Genomic DNA, 13,148 nt, shown 5'->3' on the forward strand with positions numbered 1-13,148 from the left:
GCAAGGTGCTAGCGATAACTTCTAGAAAGTTCCGCGCGCGATGCCAAGAAGGAGAGCCCCATGACCCATATCCTTGCCATTGATCAGGGCACCACATCCTCGCGTGCGATCCTGTTTGATGGGGATATGCGGCCAAGTGCCGTTGCGCAAAAGGAATTCAACCAGCATTTCCCGGCCTCGGGCTGGGTCGAGCATGACCCGGAAGAAATCTGGGAGACCGTGTGTGCGACCTGTTTGGAAGCCGCCGAGGGGCAAGAGGTTGCGGCCATTGGCATCACCAACCAGCGCGAGACCACGTTGGTCTGGGACCGTGTGACGGGGGCTCCGATTTATAACGCGATTGTCTGGCAGGATCGTCGGACGGCGCAGACCTGTGCCGGTTTGAAAGCCGCCGGGCATGAAGCGATGGTGGCGGACCGAACGGGTCTTTTGCTGGACCCGTATTTCTCGGCCACGAAGCTGGCGTGGATCTTGGACAACGTGGACGGCGCGCGCGCCAAGGCCGAGGCAGGGGAGCTGGCGTTCGGGACGGTGGACACCTTCCTGATCTGGCGGCTGACCGATGGCGCCGCGCATGTGACCGACGCTACCAATGCCGCACGCACGATGCTGTATGACATCAAGCGCGGCGCGTGGGATGCGGATATCTGCGCGCTGCTGAATATCCCGATGAACTTGCTGCCCGAGGTGCGCGATTGCGCGTCGCATTTCGGTGTGACCGACCTATTGGGTGCGCCAGTGCCCATTCTGGGCGTGGCGGGGGATCAGCAGGCGGCAACCATCGGGCAGGCGTGTTTCCAGCCGGGGATGCTGAAATCCACCTATGGCACCGGGTGTTTTGCGCTGCTGAACACTGGCGATGCGCCAGTTGCGTCAAAAAATCGCCTGCTGACCACGATTGCTTTTCAGCTGGACGGCAAGCCGACTTATGCGTTGGAGGGCTCGATCTTTATCGCGGGTGCTGCGGTGCAGTGGCTGCGCGACGGGCTGGGGATCATCGACAATGCGGCTGAAACCACGGCGCTGGCCGATGCCGCTGACCCTGAACAAGAGGTGATCCTTGTGCCCGCCTTCACCGGCATGGGCGCGCCCTATTGGGATGCGGAATGTCGGGGTGCGGTGTTTGGCCTGACCCGCGGGTCAGGCCCGAAGGAACTCGCCCGGGCCGCGCTGGAAGCGGTAGGCTTCCAGACACGCGATCTGCTTGAAGCGATGCAAGCAGATTTGGGCGACGTGGGCGAAACGGTGCTGCGTGTGGATGGGGGCATGGCGGCGTCCGATTGGGCGATGCAGTTCTTGGCAGACATCAACGGGGCCGCTGTGGACCGTCCAACGGTTTTGGAAACCACCGCGCTGGGTGCCGCGTGGCTTGCGGGCATGAAGGCCGGGATCTATCCAGATCAAGCCGGGTTTGCGGACACATGGGCGCTTGAGCGTAGCTTTGCGCCGCAGATGAACGACGACACCCGTACGCGTCGCTATGCAGGGTGGAAAGACGCAGTCTCGCGGACGCTTAGCCGCGCTTGATCTCGGACCGATAGATCCCTTCGGGCAGGTTCAGCGCCGCTGTTAGGTCGCGCAGCTGCGCAGGCGACAGAGTGATCTTGTGCACCTGATCGGTCCGCGGATCCCATTGCTCAAGCGTCACGCAATCGGCAAAGGCGTTGATGGTCACGTCCTCGTTCAGATAGGGGCCGTCGGCATCATCGCCCTCGTCCACAAGGGTGACGACGGTCGAGTCAAATTCGTGTTCGATGGTAAACATGATCCAAGTCTAGTCGCTTGGGCGACAAAGGCCAGAGTGATCTGGCGAAGCGCCGGTGCGGCGGCTATACATTTCCTATGGGCAAGACAGATATGCAGCAATTCAGCGGGTTTCTGACCGACCGGGGATCGAAATATGCGGTCTCGGGCGGGCCGGTCAGCAGTCGCGCAGATGTGAAAGCGTTCTTGAAAACCCTGACCCGCGACAAACGCTATGCCAAGGCCACGCACAACACCTGGGCGGCGATCCTGCCTGACGAGGGCGGCACGAAAGGCGATGATGGCGAGGCGGGTGCGGGCATGGTCATTCTGCGGATGCTGGAACGCGAGGGCGTCACGGGCCACATCATCGTTGTGACCCGCTGGTTTGGCGGTACCAAGCTGGGCGGCGATCGGTTCCGCCGGGTGCAGGATGCGGTGCAGCACTATTTCGAACATGCAACGCTGAAGGGGGACACATGCTGAAGGCTTTCCTGCGTCGGTTCTGGCAAAGATGCATCTGGTCCTGGGCCGGATGGCGCGCCGCGTGGCGTACCGAAGCGTCCCTGTGGCAATGGACCGTCGTCTGCGTAATTTCCTGTGCGGCGGCGCTGTGGATGGACCTGACCCGCGGGGAAACCGCGCTGCTTCTGGCGCTGAGCGTGCTGGTGGTCGCGTCCGAGCTGATCAACACCGCAATTGAGCGCACCGTTGATCTGGTCACCCGCGAACAACACGATCTTGCGCGCGAGGCCAAGGACACAGCCAGCGCGTTTGTCGCGCTGACGGCGATTGCCGGGGGCGTTGCTTGGTTGGTGATCCTGTTCGGCTGATCCGGCCCAGATAATCGGGGCCAGATAATCAGGCTTGGCCGTTCCCGGCCTCTTCTTCCAGATGCAGCTTCATGTCGATCAGCACATGCTGAAGCGCCAGCGTCTCGCGCAGAAGGCGCTTGGCTTCGTTGATCGTGATGATCCCGTCTTCGATGGACTGTTGGTATTCTGCCATCAGCATCGCAAAGCGCTGCGACAGGGCAATCACGTCGCTGTTTATCCCGCCTTCGGGGGAGTTCTTGCGCTCGGCATCATAGGAAATCGTGATCCCCTGAAGTTCGGCCAAGGCGCTGGTCACATGGGGGTAACGCGAGGCCTCTTCCAGTGCGGCAACGGCGTCGATGGGCATGAAACGGTCGGCGTGTTCTTCGCTATCGGAATAGTAACGTCCCAGAGTCGCCTTGGATTTACCAGTGACAGAACAGGCCGCTTCCAAGCCCACGTCCTTCCCCAGCGCCTCTGTATGTTTTTTCAGATAGCTTCCAACACCAGCCATACTCATATTCCCCTGTCGTCCCCATATGCGTGTGGGGAATTCCATATCTCTTTTCCCATTATTTTGACGGTAATGGAATGGCTTATTTCTGAGGTGTAGCGAGTTCTTTTTTGCTGTTTGCGAGTGAGAGAGTTTCGTGACAAGTGCCCGGCGCCACCAGCGTCGGCAAGAAAGGCCCCGCGGTCAGTATTCCGTTGGGGGTGTGGGTGAAGGCCTGCATGAGAAAGCGGGATGCGAATTGTTTCCCAGTACAACGGTCATTTCCATCCCCGGGCTTTGCCCATCGACCGGATTTGTGTGCGCATCCGCTTTCTCCTTTTCGGCACGCCCCGAGACGGGTTGAACCGTCCGCGCAGGCCGCGTAATTCAGGGGTATGGCAAAGCTCTATTTTCACTATTCGACCATGAACGCGGGGAAATCGACCCTGCTGCTGCAGGCCAGCTATAACTATCATGAACGCGGGATGCAGACCTATCTGATCACGGCGCAATTCGATAATCGCGCGGGCGAGGCGCGGATCGGCAGCCGGATTGGGATCGGCGCGGAAGCAGATACCTTTGCCGTAGGCGAGGATCTTTATGACAAGATTGCACGTAGGCGGGCGGCGGGTCCCTGTGCCTGTGTGTTCATTGACGAAGCGCAGTTCCTAAGCCGCGATCAGGTCTGGCAGCTGGCGCGTGCGGTGGATGATCTGGGTGTGCCGGTGATGTGCTACGGGTTGCGGGTGGACTTTCAAGGCAACCTGTTCCCGGGCTCGGCCGCGCTGTTGGCGCTGGCGGATGAGATGCGCGAAGTACGCACGATCTGTCACTGCGGAAAGAAGGCCACGATGGTGGTGCGGCAGGACGATCAGGGGCGCGTGCTGACCGATGGCGATCAGGTGCAGATTGGTGGGAACGAGACCTATGTCTCGCTCTGCCGCCGCCACTGGCGCGAGGCCACCGGAAGCTAAGGTTCCCAAAGGAGCGCCTGCGGCGCGCTTGATGGCCTGTCGCAGTGCGACAGGCGGTGCCTCCGGCAGAGGTATTTTGGGCAAGAGGAAAGTTAGACGGGGGTGAGCGGGGGCTCGCCACGTGCGAACGCCTCGACATTGTCCATTGCCAGCATGCCCATATCGGTCCGCACTTCCAACGTTGCGGTCCCCAGATGGGGCAGCAGGGTCACGTCCTCGCGGTCAGTGAGGGCCTTGGGTACTTTGGGTTCGAACTCGTAGACATCCAGACCCGCGCCTGCGATCTGGCCGTGTTCCAGAGCGTCGATCAGGGCGGCTTCGCGGACGACTTCTCCGCGGGCGATGTTGATCAGAAGCGCATGGGGCAGCATGGCGGCGAACGTGTCTTTGTCGATCAGGTGTTGTGTCTCGGCCCCGCCCGGAACGGCGATGACAAGGATGTCTGCTTCGCGGGCGACGTCTTCAATGCTGGGCAGTTGCTGTGCAGGCAGGTCAGGCGTTTTGGGCGAGCGATTGTAGAAGACCACCTTCATGCCGAAACCGAAATGACAGCGTTTGGCGATTGCCTCGCCAATGCGACCCATGCCGATGATGCCGACGGTTTTCCCGGACACATGCATGCCCAGAAGCTGTGTTGGGTGCCAGCCTTCCCACGCGCCCTTGCGTAGCATGCGTTCGCCTTCTCCGGCCCGGCGGGCGGTCATCAGGATCAGGGTCATGGCCGTGTCGGCAGTAGCATCAGTGACCGCGCCGGGGGTGTTTGTCACCAGAAGTCCGTGAGCCTTGGCAGCAATCACGTCGATATGGTTGTAACCCACGCCGAAATTCGCCAGCAGTTTGGAGCGGATGGGGCCTGCGTCTTTGAAAATGTCGGCGGTATAGAGGTCGCCCAGCGTCGGCAGGACAATGTCGTAGTCGCGCAGGCTCGCGATCATCTCGTCCCGCGTCATGGGGGTGGTGATGTCGCGCACAGTCGTGTCGAAGGCCGCGCGGGCGCGGGTCAGGACGGCGTCGGGCAGAGGGCGCGAAATGAAAAGGCTCAGCACAAGCGTGCTCCGTCCGGGGTGTCTTTGTCTGGTGTGATCAGGCCGACATTCCCGTCTGCGTCGTAGAGGCCAAGGATGAGAACTTCCGACCGCATTGGCCCAATTTGGCGCGGTGGGAAGTTCACCACGCCCAGCACGGATTTGCCCACCAGATCTTCGGGCGCGTAATGCTGCGTGATCTGGGCCGAGCTTTTGCGTTCGCCAATCTCTGGGCCGAAATCGACCCACAGCTTGATGGCGGGCTTGCGGGCTTCGGGGAAGGGTTCGGCGCGCACGATGGTGCCCTTGCGGATGTCGATCTTCAGGAAGTCGTCGAAATTGATTTCAGCCATTGGCAAGCTCCTTGGAGCGGTCGGCGGCGGCTTTCACCGCGCGGGTCAGAAGGTCGGGGAAACCAGTGTCCTCATTCATCAGGACGGACAGAGCGGCGGCGGTGGTGCCGCCGGGGCTGGTGACGTTGATGCGCAGTTGAGCAGGGTCGTCGTCGGCCTCTTCCGCCAGTGCACCCGCGCCACCCACGGTGGCTTTGGCCAGTTGCATGGAAAGCTCTTCCGATAGACCTTGCTTGACGCCTGCGGCGGCCAGCGTTTCGATCAAGTGGAACACATAGGCGGGGCCAGAGCCCGAGACGGCGGTGACGGCGTCCATCTGGTGTTCCCCGTCCAGCCGGACGACCTGACCGACGGCGGACAAAAGCGCTTGGGCCAGATCCATGTCCGCAACGCTGGCATGATCATTGCCGCAAATCGCCGTAATCCCGCGCCCGATGGCCGCAGGGGTGTTGGGCATGGCACGGATGATCGGGGTCTGGTCGCCCAGCATGTCCTCATAAGTCGAGATCGGGGTGCCTGCCGCTACCGACAGGAACAGGGTCGTGCCATTGCCGAGCGCTTTCAGGGTCGGCAGCGCCTCGGCCATCATTTGCGGTTTCACGGCGATCAGCACGATGGCGGGGTTTTCGGGCAGCGTCGTATTCAGGTTCAGCCCGTCCAGCGATTGCAGCCAGTCCGACGGGTAGGGGTCGTTCACCCAGACCGAGCTTGTCGGCAACCCGTCGGACAGCCAGCCTTCCAGCATGGCCGACCCCATCTTGCCGCAACCCAGAAGCACCAGTCCGCGTGATCTTACCTGTTCCATCATGATGTTGCCCCATCCCGTGTTCATTTGACGTGCGAGATTAGAGCGCAGTGCGGGCGGCGCAAGCTGAAACCGCGCCCGAAGGCGCGGCTGGCTTTAGTGAGTGGTGGTTAATGGTGGGGTTAGGCGCGCCCGTAGGCCTCGGCGATGGCGACCTGAAGTGCGTCTTCGACGCTGCGGTCGGTCCATGCGACCAGCTGGAACGCGGGGTAGAAACGTTCCGATGCGGACACGGCCGAGGCGATCAGGCGGTCGATCTGCTCGGGCGCTGCAAACTGTCCGCCCGTCAGAGGTAGGCCGTAACGCCAGACCATCAAGCGCTGCTCTTCCCAATAGGTGAAGGCGCCAGTCCAGCACTGGTCGTTGATGCGATTCAGGGCATCATAGACGCGTGGCAGGCTGTCTTCGGGCGGTTCCATTTCGAAAGTGCAGATCAGGCGCAGGGTTTCGTCATAGGGCGACCAGGCCAACGTGATCGAATAGGTGCGCCACTGGCCTTCAACCGCCATGGCAATCTGATCCTCGGCGACGCGGTCGAACTCCCACGCGTGGTGTTCCGCGATGGTTTCGACGATGTCGATTGGGTGAAGATCTTCGCTTTCGATGTACTGCTCGGTTGCGGCCATGATATGCCCCCCATTGGTTTCAACATTTGTGACGGGGTCGTGGCAGCGACCGCTAATGGCCACAAATGCTTGATGCCTGTACAAGGTTCGGCGTTCTTTGCGCCTTGCCTTACTAGATATGGTGTCACCCAGATTTCTCTCTGTAAAGTGAAACTTTGCGCGTTAAGCGAGTTGTCCACAGAAAACTTTTGTTTCTCCACAGGTTAACGGATTCTTGGTGGAGTGGCGGTTTCAGGCCGCAATCGGGTCTGGTGCTTGACCTTGCCGCCCAGAACCCCCAGTTTGGCGCAAATATTAATCCGTCAGGAGCCCCAGTTGCCCAAGCGAACAGCCCCGTTTTCCCGTTTCGAATGGCAGATTGCGTGGCGGTATCTGCGCGCGCGTCGTGCTGAAGGTGGCGTCAGCACCATGACGTGGATCAGCTTGATCGGCATCACCTTGGCGGTGGCTGCCCTGATCATCACGCTGGCGGTGCGTACCGGGTTCCGGGATGAATTCGTCGATACCATTCTTGGCGCCAATGCCCATGTCGAGGTTTTCGCACACAGCCGCGTCACCGCGAATGGCGGGTTGGATCGCACGATCTCGAACTATGAAGACTGGGCGGATCGGATCATGACCGTGCCGGGGGTCGTCCGCGCGGCGCCTTTGGTCAAAGGGCAGGTCATGGCAAACCGGGGGCAGTATAATGCCGGGGTCGAGGTCTTCGGGATCGCCTATGAAGACATCTTAACCATCCCGCGCATTGTCGAACCCGAAAGCTCGGCCGGTGCGTTGTCTGATTTCGAAAGTGGCGTGGCTATTGGTTCGGGCGTGGCGGCGGAATTGAATGTCGGGATCGGGGACAAGATCAAAATCATCTCGCCCAACGGGGTGAAGACGGCGTTTGGCACCAGCCCGCGGGTGAATGCCTACGAAGTCACCTATATCTTCACCGCCGGCCGCTGGGACATCGACCGCACCCGCGTCTACCTGCCCATCGCCGAGGCCCAGAGCTTTTTCAATCGCGAAGGGTTGGCCGATGAGATCGAGGTGATGGTCGAGGATCCGGAAGGCATCGACAAACTGCTCATGCCGATCATGGAGGCCGTCGAAGACCCCAGTGGTGTCTGGACATGGCGCGACCGTTCGGGCGCGTTTCTGCGGGCCTTGGATATGGAAGACAACGTCATGTTCATCATCCTGTCCGTGCTTGTGCTGATCGCGTCGATGAACATCACCTCTGGCCTGATCATGCTGGTGAAGAACAAGGGGCGCGATATCGGCATCCTGCGCACGATGGGTCTGACCGAAGGATCCATTCTGCGGGTGTTCTTCCTGTGCGGGTCGCTGACGGGGATTGTCGGGACGATTGCTGGCGTGATCCTTGGCTGCCTGTTCGCATTGAACATCGACACTGTGTTTGCGGTGGTGAACTATTTCTCGGGCGGAGGCGTCTGGGATCCGTCGATCCGGGGCATCTATCACTTGCCTGCAAAGCTTGAGTTCTGGGATGTCGCCTCGGCCGTTGGCCTGTCGCTGACACTGTCCTTCGTTGTGACCCTGTTCCCGGCGCGAAAGGCCGCGCGGATGAACCCGGTGGAGGCACTGCGCTATGAGTGACACGGTTCTGACCCTCTCGGGTATCACCAAGACCTATAACGAGGGCACGCCGGGCGAAATCCGTGTGCTGCGCGGCGCAAACCTGTCGATAGCCAAGGGCGAGGTTGTGGCGCTGGTTGCGCCCTCGGGATCCGGCAAGTCGACGCTTCTGCATATCGCGGGGCTTCTGGACGCGGCTGATGCGGGTGAAGTGTCGATCAACGGACAAAAGATGGATGGCCAGTCTGATCGCCGCCGCACCGCCACCCGGCGCAACGAGGTGGGCTTTGTCTATCAGTTCCACCACCTGCTTCCGGAATTTACCGCGCTGGAGAACATTGTTCTGCCGCAGCTGGCGAACGGCGTGGGCGAACGTGTCGCGCGCGATCACGCGATGGAGTTGATGGCCCGCGTGGGTGTTGACAGTCGCGCAACTCATCGCCCGGCGGAACTGTCCGGCGGCGAGCAGCAGCGCGTTGCGTTTTGCCGGGCACTGGCCAACCGGCCTGCGCTGCTTTTGGCGGATGAGCCGACGGGGAATCTTGACCCAGGCACCGCCGACACAGTGTTTGCGGCTCTGATGGAGCTTGTGCGCGACACGGGCCTGTCGGCACTGATCGCCACGCACAATCTGGAGCTGGCCGCGCGTATGGATCGCACCTTGCGTCTTGATGGCGGCGAGATCTTGTGAGGCGCCTGTCGCGGATTTCATGCCTTCGGCGAGGATATTTGTGACAAGAAAATGCGTACGCGCGCCCTCGCAATCTCTGACATTCGCGTGAACCCTGATTGCGCGTCCGCGCGGGATCGGCAATCTGGCAGGCATAAATCTCTGCCGGAGCTTCCGATGCGTATCCTGACCGCGACCCTTGCCCTGACCCTGTCGGCCTCGATGGCCACGGCGGGCCCGGTGAACTTCAACGCGTGGCGCACGCATTGGTTTGCCTTCTTTTCGAAAGTCACATTCGCAGCGTCCGAGGGCGCGATTGGAGTGACGGCGGATGGATCGGTGTCGATCACCTATGACCGACTGGCCCCCAAGGATTGGGACGCACGCAGGGCCAGTTGGCGTTGGGCGGTGGACAGTTCGGTCCCGGCAACGGATCTGCGCCAGAAGGGCGGGGATGACCGCAACCTTGCGCTCTATTTCGCCTTCCTGCCGAAGGCCGAGGCCGAACGTCTGCAAAGCACCCGCAGCCTGCGCAAGCTTCTGAACCATCCCGAGGGCCGCGTGCTGGTCTATGTTTGGGGCGGCGATCACAAACGCGGGGCGGTGCTGGGATCGCCCTATCTGGGGCCGCGCGGCAAGACCATCGTGCTGCGCCCGTCGGGCATCGGATCACATGCGGAAACTGTCGATCTGGCCACCGATTATCGCCGCGCTTTCGGGGACGCCCCCGAGGCACTGGTCGCGCTGGCCCTGTCGGCAGACAGCGACGACACGGATGTGGTCATGCAGGGGCAGGTCAGTAATTTGCGTTTGCAATGACCTAGGGTTGCACGTAGACGCAGGCGTGGTAGAATCACGCCAAAGCAAGCCCTTAGAAAGGCAACAGGGTTCCCCAATGCGCCGCGCAGCACCTCTTCTTCTGATCCTTCTTGCTGCCTGTCAGCCACAGGACATCTTCCGCACCAATGCCAAGCCCAGGGTTCAGGACGTGTCCGACCTGACTGGGGCCGAGATCTATGCCGAAAACTGCGCCGCCTGCCACGGTGATGACGCCAAGGGCGGCGTTTATCCCAGCGCGCCGGGCCTGACCAAATTGACCGCCAAACACGGCGGCACCTTCCCGACCCGCTATGTCATGTCGACCATCGATGGCTATGCCAAAGGCACCCAACGCGGCCCCATGCCCGAATTCGGCGCGCTTCTGGATAGCGAGATGGAGGTCTGGGTGGACGAAAAAGGCGTGATGACCCCGACGCCAGCTGCGCTGGTAAGGCTGGCAGAGTATTTGGAGTCTGTGCAGGACTGATCTGCGCGTGGCTTAGCCCCACGACACAACTTTCTCCCGCATGTCATGTGAAATAGAGGGCCACGCCCGACCCTGGGTGGGCGTCGTCGGCATCTCAGTTTGTTAAGCCTTCACCATATCCGCGGCGTGTCGTTTGGCGATCCGTCGCAATACGCCCTCCCGGGGGGAGGGTCGGGCGTGGCCCGTGCGGTGCACGGGCTATGAACAAGTTTCGGCGATAACCTGTTTACATCGTGCTGACATACCGCCTGATCAGGAGTTGGGTAATTGAGGCATCCGCATCGTGGAGGTTCATATTAAACTGAATCTCTCCTAGGCGCGCTGTCGCAGCTATAATGCTAATGGTTTGCCGCCCATCTTCCGTAGCAAAGCAATCGTGGTGACTAATGTAGTTGATCCTGTCACCATCGCGTAGATCCTCGAGAAACGGTTCTTTCCACGGATTAATTTCACTGCGTACTCCAGAGAGAAGCGTTTCCCACTCAGTTTTGTTTACTGGCGTATTGAGCAGTCTCTTGCTGAGTTCCAATGCGCCTTTGCAGCGTGGGTACTGAGAATTCAGAGAGCCACTGGCTGGCTGCTGTTCACAGTTTGCTAGAAGAAATGGTGCGATAGTGGCAAACAAAAGTGCTTTGAAGTTCACCGACGAGGCAGCCTCAAACATCCAACTCCTCCACGAACTTCGCGTTCTCCTGAATATATTGGAAGCGAAGTTCGGGTTTTTTGCCCATCAGCTGCTCGACCAAGGCGGCGGTTTCGCCGGGCTCGTCTTCGTCAATCGTCACGCGGATCAAGGTGCGGGATGCCGGGTCCATCGTGGTTTCTTTCAGGTCTTTCGCGTCCATCTCGCCCAGACCTTTAAAGCGGCTGACGTCGATTTTGCCTTTGCCGCCCAGACCTTTTTCCAGATGCACGTCACGCTCGGCTTCGTCGATGCAATATACGCGTTTGGCCCCTTGGGTCAGCCTAAACAGCGGCGGGCAGGCAAGGTACAGGTGGCCCGCGTCGATCATCGGCCGCATCTGGGTGAAGAAGAACGTCATCAGAAGCGAGGCGATGTGCGCCCCGTCCACGTCCGCATCGGTCATGATGATGATCTTGTCATAGCGCAAATCATCGACGTTGAACTTGGTGCCCAGCCCGACGCCAAGGGCTTGGGTCAGGTCGTTGATCTCGGCGTTCGTACCGATCTTGGAACTGGCCGCGCCCAGCACGTTCAGGATTTTGCCGCGCAGGGGCAGCAGCGCCTGCGTTTTGCGGTTACGCGCCATCTTGGCCGAGCCACCCGCCGAGTCACCCTCGACGATGAAAAGCTCGGTGCCCTCGCGGTTGGTGGCCGAACAATCGACCAGCTTGCCGGGCAGGCGCAGCTTCTTGGTGGCGGTCTTGCGCTGTGTCTCTTTTTCCTGACGGCGGCGCAGGCGCTCTTCTGCGCGCAGGACAAGGAAATCGAGGATCGCACCGGCGGATTTCGTATCCGCCGCCAACCAGTTGTCAAAGTGATCGCGCACCGATTGCTCGACCATTTTGGCGGCGGCTTCGGTCGACAGGCGGTCCTTGGTTTGGCCCACGAACGCAGGGTCGGCGATGAAGCAGGATACCAGCGCACAACCGCCCGTCAGCAGGTCGTCTCGGGTGATGTTGGCGGCCTTCTTGTTGCCCACCAGCTCGCCATAGGCCTTGATGCCCTTCAGGATCGCGGCCCAGAAACCGGTGACATGGGTGCCGCCTTCGGGGGTCGGTACAGTGTTACAATAGGACTGGATGTAGCCATCGCGCGAGGGCGTCCAGTTGATCGCCCATTCGACATAGCCCGGCTCGCCAAAGCGTTCCTGGAAGGTGACTTTTCCCGCGAAGGGCTGGTCGGCATAGACAGATGCTTTGCCCAGCGTTTCCTTTAGGTAGTCGGACAGACCGCCGGGGAAATGGAACGTGGCTTCGGTCGGGGTTTCGCCGTCTTCGATGGCGGATTTCCAGCGGATTTCCACGCCCGAGAAAAGATAAGCTTTTGACCGCACCAGCGTAAACAGGCGCTTGGGCTTGAAGCGGTGCTTGCCGAAAATCTGTTCGTCCGCGTGGAAAGTGACTTCAGTGCCGCGGCGGTTCGGTGCAGCGCCGATTTTCGCGACCGGTCCCAGCGGGATGCCGCGCGAAAAGCTTTGTTCGAACAGTTCCTTGTTCTTGGCGACACGCACCACCATCGAATCCGACAGCGCGTTCACCACCGATGAGCCAACGCCGTGCAGGCCGCCCGAGGTCTGATACGCCTTGCCCGAGAACTTGCCGCCCGCATGAAGCGTACACAGAATGACCTCGAGCGCGGATTTGTCGGGGAATTTGGGGTGCGGATCGATCGGAATGCCGCGCCCGTTATCGGTAATCGAGACCGAGTAATCAGCATTCAGCGTGACCTCGATCCGGTTGGCGTGACCGGCGACAGCCTCGTCCATCGAGTTGTCCAGGATCTCGGCCACCATATGGTGCAGCGCGCGTTCATCCGTGCCGCCGATATACATGCCGGGACGCTGACGCACGGGCTCCAGCCCTTCCAGCACCTCAATCGAGGAGGCGTCATAGTCGTCGGGGCCCTGTGATGGGGTGTGGCCGGCCAGAAGGTCGTTGCTCATGTATTCGGTCGCCTTGAACGCTGCTCGGATTTCTTTTTGTTCGGGCATTATGTCAGAGCCGTCGGGAAGGGGGAAGAGCACGCTTTCCATTCGGATGGATTTGGATAGGGTGTGCGCGACGACAGAAGGA

At 60.6% G+C, this 13,148-nt stretch carries 16 protein-coding genes; 8 read left to right on the forward strand and 8 right to left on the reverse strand.

What is annotated here, in order from left to right:
* Positions 1-60 precede the first annotated feature (60 nt).
* The gene (gene glpK, locus MWU53_RS12900) at positions 61-1,527 is read left to right on the forward strand and encodes a glycerol kinase GlpK (protein WP_247093985.1); all 1,467 of its coding nucleotides are present in this window, start codon (positions 61-63) and stop codon (positions 1,525-1,527) included.
* On the opposite strand, the gene MWU53_RS12905 is transcribed toward glpK, so the two are convergent.
* Positions 1,514-1,765, reverse strand: a complete 252-nt coding sequence (locus MWU53_RS12905) for a hypothetical protein (RefSeq protein ID WP_247093987.1) — start codon at positions 1,763-1,765, stop codon at positions 1,514-1,516. The two genes, glpK and MWU53_RS12905, sit on opposite strands and share 14 nt — an antisense overlap.
* Before the next feature lie 92 nt (positions 1,766-1,857).
* On the opposite strand from MWU53_RS12905, the gene MWU53_RS12910 reads away from it, so the two are divergent.
* Both MWU53_RS12910 and MWU53_RS12915 read left to right on the forward strand, forming a co-directional pair.
* Positions 1,858-2,229 (forward strand): YigZ family protein, encoded by a 372-nt coding sequence (locus MWU53_RS12910; RefSeq protein WP_247093990.1) that lies wholly within the window; start codon positions 1,858-1,860, stop codon positions 2,227-2,229.
* The gene (locus tag MWU53_RS12915) at positions 2,223-2,576 is read left to right on the forward strand and encodes a diacylglycerol kinase (RefSeq protein ID WP_247093991.1); all 354 of its coding nucleotides are present in this window, start codon (positions 2,223-2,225) and stop codon (positions 2,574-2,576) included. The genes MWU53_RS12910 and MWU53_RS12915 overlap by 7 nt, the downstream gene beginning before the upstream one ends.
* 28 nt (positions 2,577-2,604) lie before the next feature.
* On the opposite strand, the gene MWU53_RS12920 is transcribed toward MWU53_RS12915, so the two are convergent.
* Entirely contained in the window at positions 2,605-3,072 is a 468-nt protein-coding gene (locus tag MWU53_RS12920; protein ID WP_247093993.1) for a hypothetical protein, read from the reverse strand.
* Positions 3,073-3,446: 374 nt separating this feature from the next.
* Here MWU53_RS12920 and MWU53_RS12925 point away from each other — a divergent pair, with 374 nt between their 5' ends.
* On the forward strand, positions 3,447-4,025 hold the full coding sequence (locus MWU53_RS12925; RefSeq protein WP_247093995.1) for a thymidine kinase: 579 nt from the start codon (positions 3,447-3,449) through the stop codon (positions 4,023-4,025).
* 92 nt (positions 4,026-4,117) lie between these two features.
* Here MWU53_RS12925 and MWU53_RS12930 read toward each other — a convergent pair whose 3' ends face one another.
* The 4 genes from MWU53_RS12930 to MWU53_RS12945 all read right to left on the reverse strand — a co-directional run bounded on the left by MWU53_RS12930 (position 4,118) and on the right by MWU53_RS12945 (position 6,834).
* Positions 4,118-5,068, reverse strand: coding sequence for a D-glycerate dehydrogenase (locus MWU53_RS12930; RefSeq protein ID WP_247094189.1), 951 nt, complete (start codon positions 5,066-5,068; stop codon positions 4,118-4,120).
* On the reverse strand, positions 5,065-5,403 hold the full coding sequence (locus tag MWU53_RS12935; protein WP_247093997.1) for a tRNA-binding protein: 339 nt from the start codon (positions 5,401-5,403) through the stop codon (positions 5,065-5,067). Before MWU53_RS12935 ends, MWU53_RS12930 begins: the two co-directional genes overlap by 4 nt.
* On the reverse strand, positions 5,396-6,211 hold the full coding sequence (gene proC / locus MWU53_RS12940; RefSeq protein ID WP_247093999.1) for a pyrroline-5-carboxylate reductase: 816 nt from the start codon (positions 6,209-6,211) through the stop codon (positions 5,396-5,398). The genes MWU53_RS12935 and proC overlap by 8 nt, the downstream gene beginning before the upstream one ends.
* Before the next feature lie 119 nt (positions 6,212-6,330).
* A complete protein-coding gene (locus MWU53_RS12945; protein ID WP_247094001.1) occupies positions 6,331-6,834 on the reverse strand; it encodes a YbjN domain-containing protein in 504 nt (167 codons plus the stop codon).
* 315 nt (positions 6,835-7,149) lie between these two features.
* On the opposite strand from MWU53_RS12945, the gene MWU53_RS12950 reads away from it, so the two are divergent.
* From MWU53_RS12950 to MWU53_RS12965, 4 genes are all read left to right on the forward strand, one after another.
* Complete coding sequence (locus MWU53_RS12950) at positions 7,150-8,436, forward strand: lipoprotein-releasing ABC transporter permease subunit (RefSeq protein ID WP_247094003.1); 1,287 nt, start codon at positions 7,150-7,152, stop codon at positions 8,434-8,436.
* Positions 8,429-9,106, forward strand: coding sequence for an ABC transporter ATP-binding protein (locus MWU53_RS12955; RefSeq protein ID WP_247094005.1), 678 nt, complete (start codon positions 8,429-8,431; stop codon positions 9,104-9,106). The genes MWU53_RS12950 and MWU53_RS12955 overlap by 8 nt, the downstream gene beginning before the upstream one ends.
* Before the next feature lie 156 nt (positions 9,107-9,262).
* Positions 9,263-9,904, forward strand: coding sequence for a DUF3047 domain-containing protein (locus MWU53_RS12960; RefSeq protein ID WP_247094007.1), 642 nt, complete (start codon positions 9,263-9,265; stop codon positions 9,902-9,904).
* Between the two features lie 76 nt (positions 9,905-9,980).
* Entirely contained in the window at positions 9,981-10,391 is a 411-nt protein-coding gene (locus MWU53_RS12965) for a cytochrome c (protein WP_247094009.1), read from the forward strand.
* Between the two features lie 226 nt (positions 10,392-10,617).
* Here the strand turns inward: MWU53_RS12965 and MWU53_RS12970 are convergent, their stop codons facing one another.
* Positions 10,618-11,055, reverse strand: a complete 438-nt coding sequence (locus tag MWU53_RS12970; RefSeq protein ID WP_247094011.1) for a hypothetical protein — start codon at positions 11,053-11,055, stop codon at positions 10,618-10,620.
* Positions 11,048-13,018: a DNA topoisomerase IV subunit B gene (parE, locus tag MWU53_RS12975; RefSeq protein WP_247094013.1), complete on the reverse strand. Its 1,971-nt coding sequence runs from the start codon at positions 13,016-13,018 to the stop codon at positions 11,048-11,050. The genes MWU53_RS12970 and parE overlap by 8 nt, the downstream gene beginning before the upstream one ends.
* Positions 13,019-13,148 lie beyond the last annotated feature (130 nt).

The sequence above is a fragment of the Aliiroseovarius sp. S1123 genome, from assembly GCF_023015885.1.
Taxonomy (GTDB): domain Bacteria; phylum Pseudomonadota; class Alphaproteobacteria; order Rhodobacterales; family Rhodobacteraceae; genus Aliiroseovarius.

What these genes read in the sequence shown, in the direction of transcription:
- glpK (WP_247093985.1), top strand. Translation starts at nt 61, where the DNA reads ATGACCCATATCCTTGCCATTGATCAGGGCACCACATCCTCGCGTGCG.
- MWU53_RS12905 (WP_247093987.1), bottom strand. Translation starts at nt 1,765, where the DNA reads ATGTTTACCATCGAACACGAATTTGACTCGACCGTCGTCACCCTTGTG.
- MWU53_RS12910 (WP_247093990.1), top strand. Translation starts at nt 1,858, where the DNA reads ATGCAGCAATTCAGCGGGTTTCTGACCGACCGGGGATCGAAATATGCG.
- MWU53_RS12915 (WP_247093991.1), top strand. Translation starts at nt 2,223, where the DNA reads ATGCTGAAGGCTTTCCTGCGTCGGTTCTGGCAAAGATGCATCTGGTCC.
- MWU53_RS12920 (WP_247093993.1), bottom strand. Translation starts at nt 3,072, where the DNA reads ATGGCTGGTGTTGGAAGCTATCTGAAAAAACATACAGAGGCGCTGGGG.
- MWU53_RS12925 (WP_247093995.1), top strand. Translation starts at nt 3,447, where the DNA reads ATGGCAAAGCTCTATTTTCACTATTCGACCATGAACGCGGGGAAATCG.
- MWU53_RS12935 (WP_247093997.1), bottom strand. Translation starts at nt 5,403, where the DNA reads ATGGCTGAAATCAATTTCGACGACTTCCTGAAGATCGACATCCGCAAG.
- proC (WP_247093999.1), bottom strand. Translation starts at nt 6,211, where the DNA reads ATGATGGAACAGGTAAGATCACGCGGACTGGTGCTTCTGGGTTGCGGC.
- MWU53_RS12945 (WP_247094001.1), bottom strand. Translation starts at nt 6,834, where the DNA reads ATGGCCGCAACCGAGCAGTACATCGAAAGCGAAGATCTTCACCCAATC.
- MWU53_RS12955 (WP_247094005.1), top strand. Translation starts at nt 8,429, where the DNA reads ATGAGTGACACGGTTCTGACCCTCTCGGGTATCACCAAGACCTATAAC.
- MWU53_RS12960 (WP_247094007.1), top strand. Translation starts at nt 9,263, where the DNA reads ATGCGTATCCTGACCGCGACCCTTGCCCTGACCCTGTCGGCCTCGATG.
- MWU53_RS12965 (WP_247094009.1), top strand. Translation starts at nt 9,981, where the DNA reads ATGCGCCGCGCAGCACCTCTTCTTCTGATCCTTCTTGCTGCCTGTCAG.
- MWU53_RS12970 (WP_247094011.1), bottom strand. Translation starts at nt 11,055, where the DNA reads ATGTTTGAGGCTGCCTCGTCGGTGAACTTCAAAGCACTTTTGTTTGCC.
- parE (WP_247094013.1), bottom strand. Translation starts at nt 13,018, where the DNA reads ATGAGCAACGACCTTCTGGCCGGCCACACCCCATCACAGGGCCCCGAC.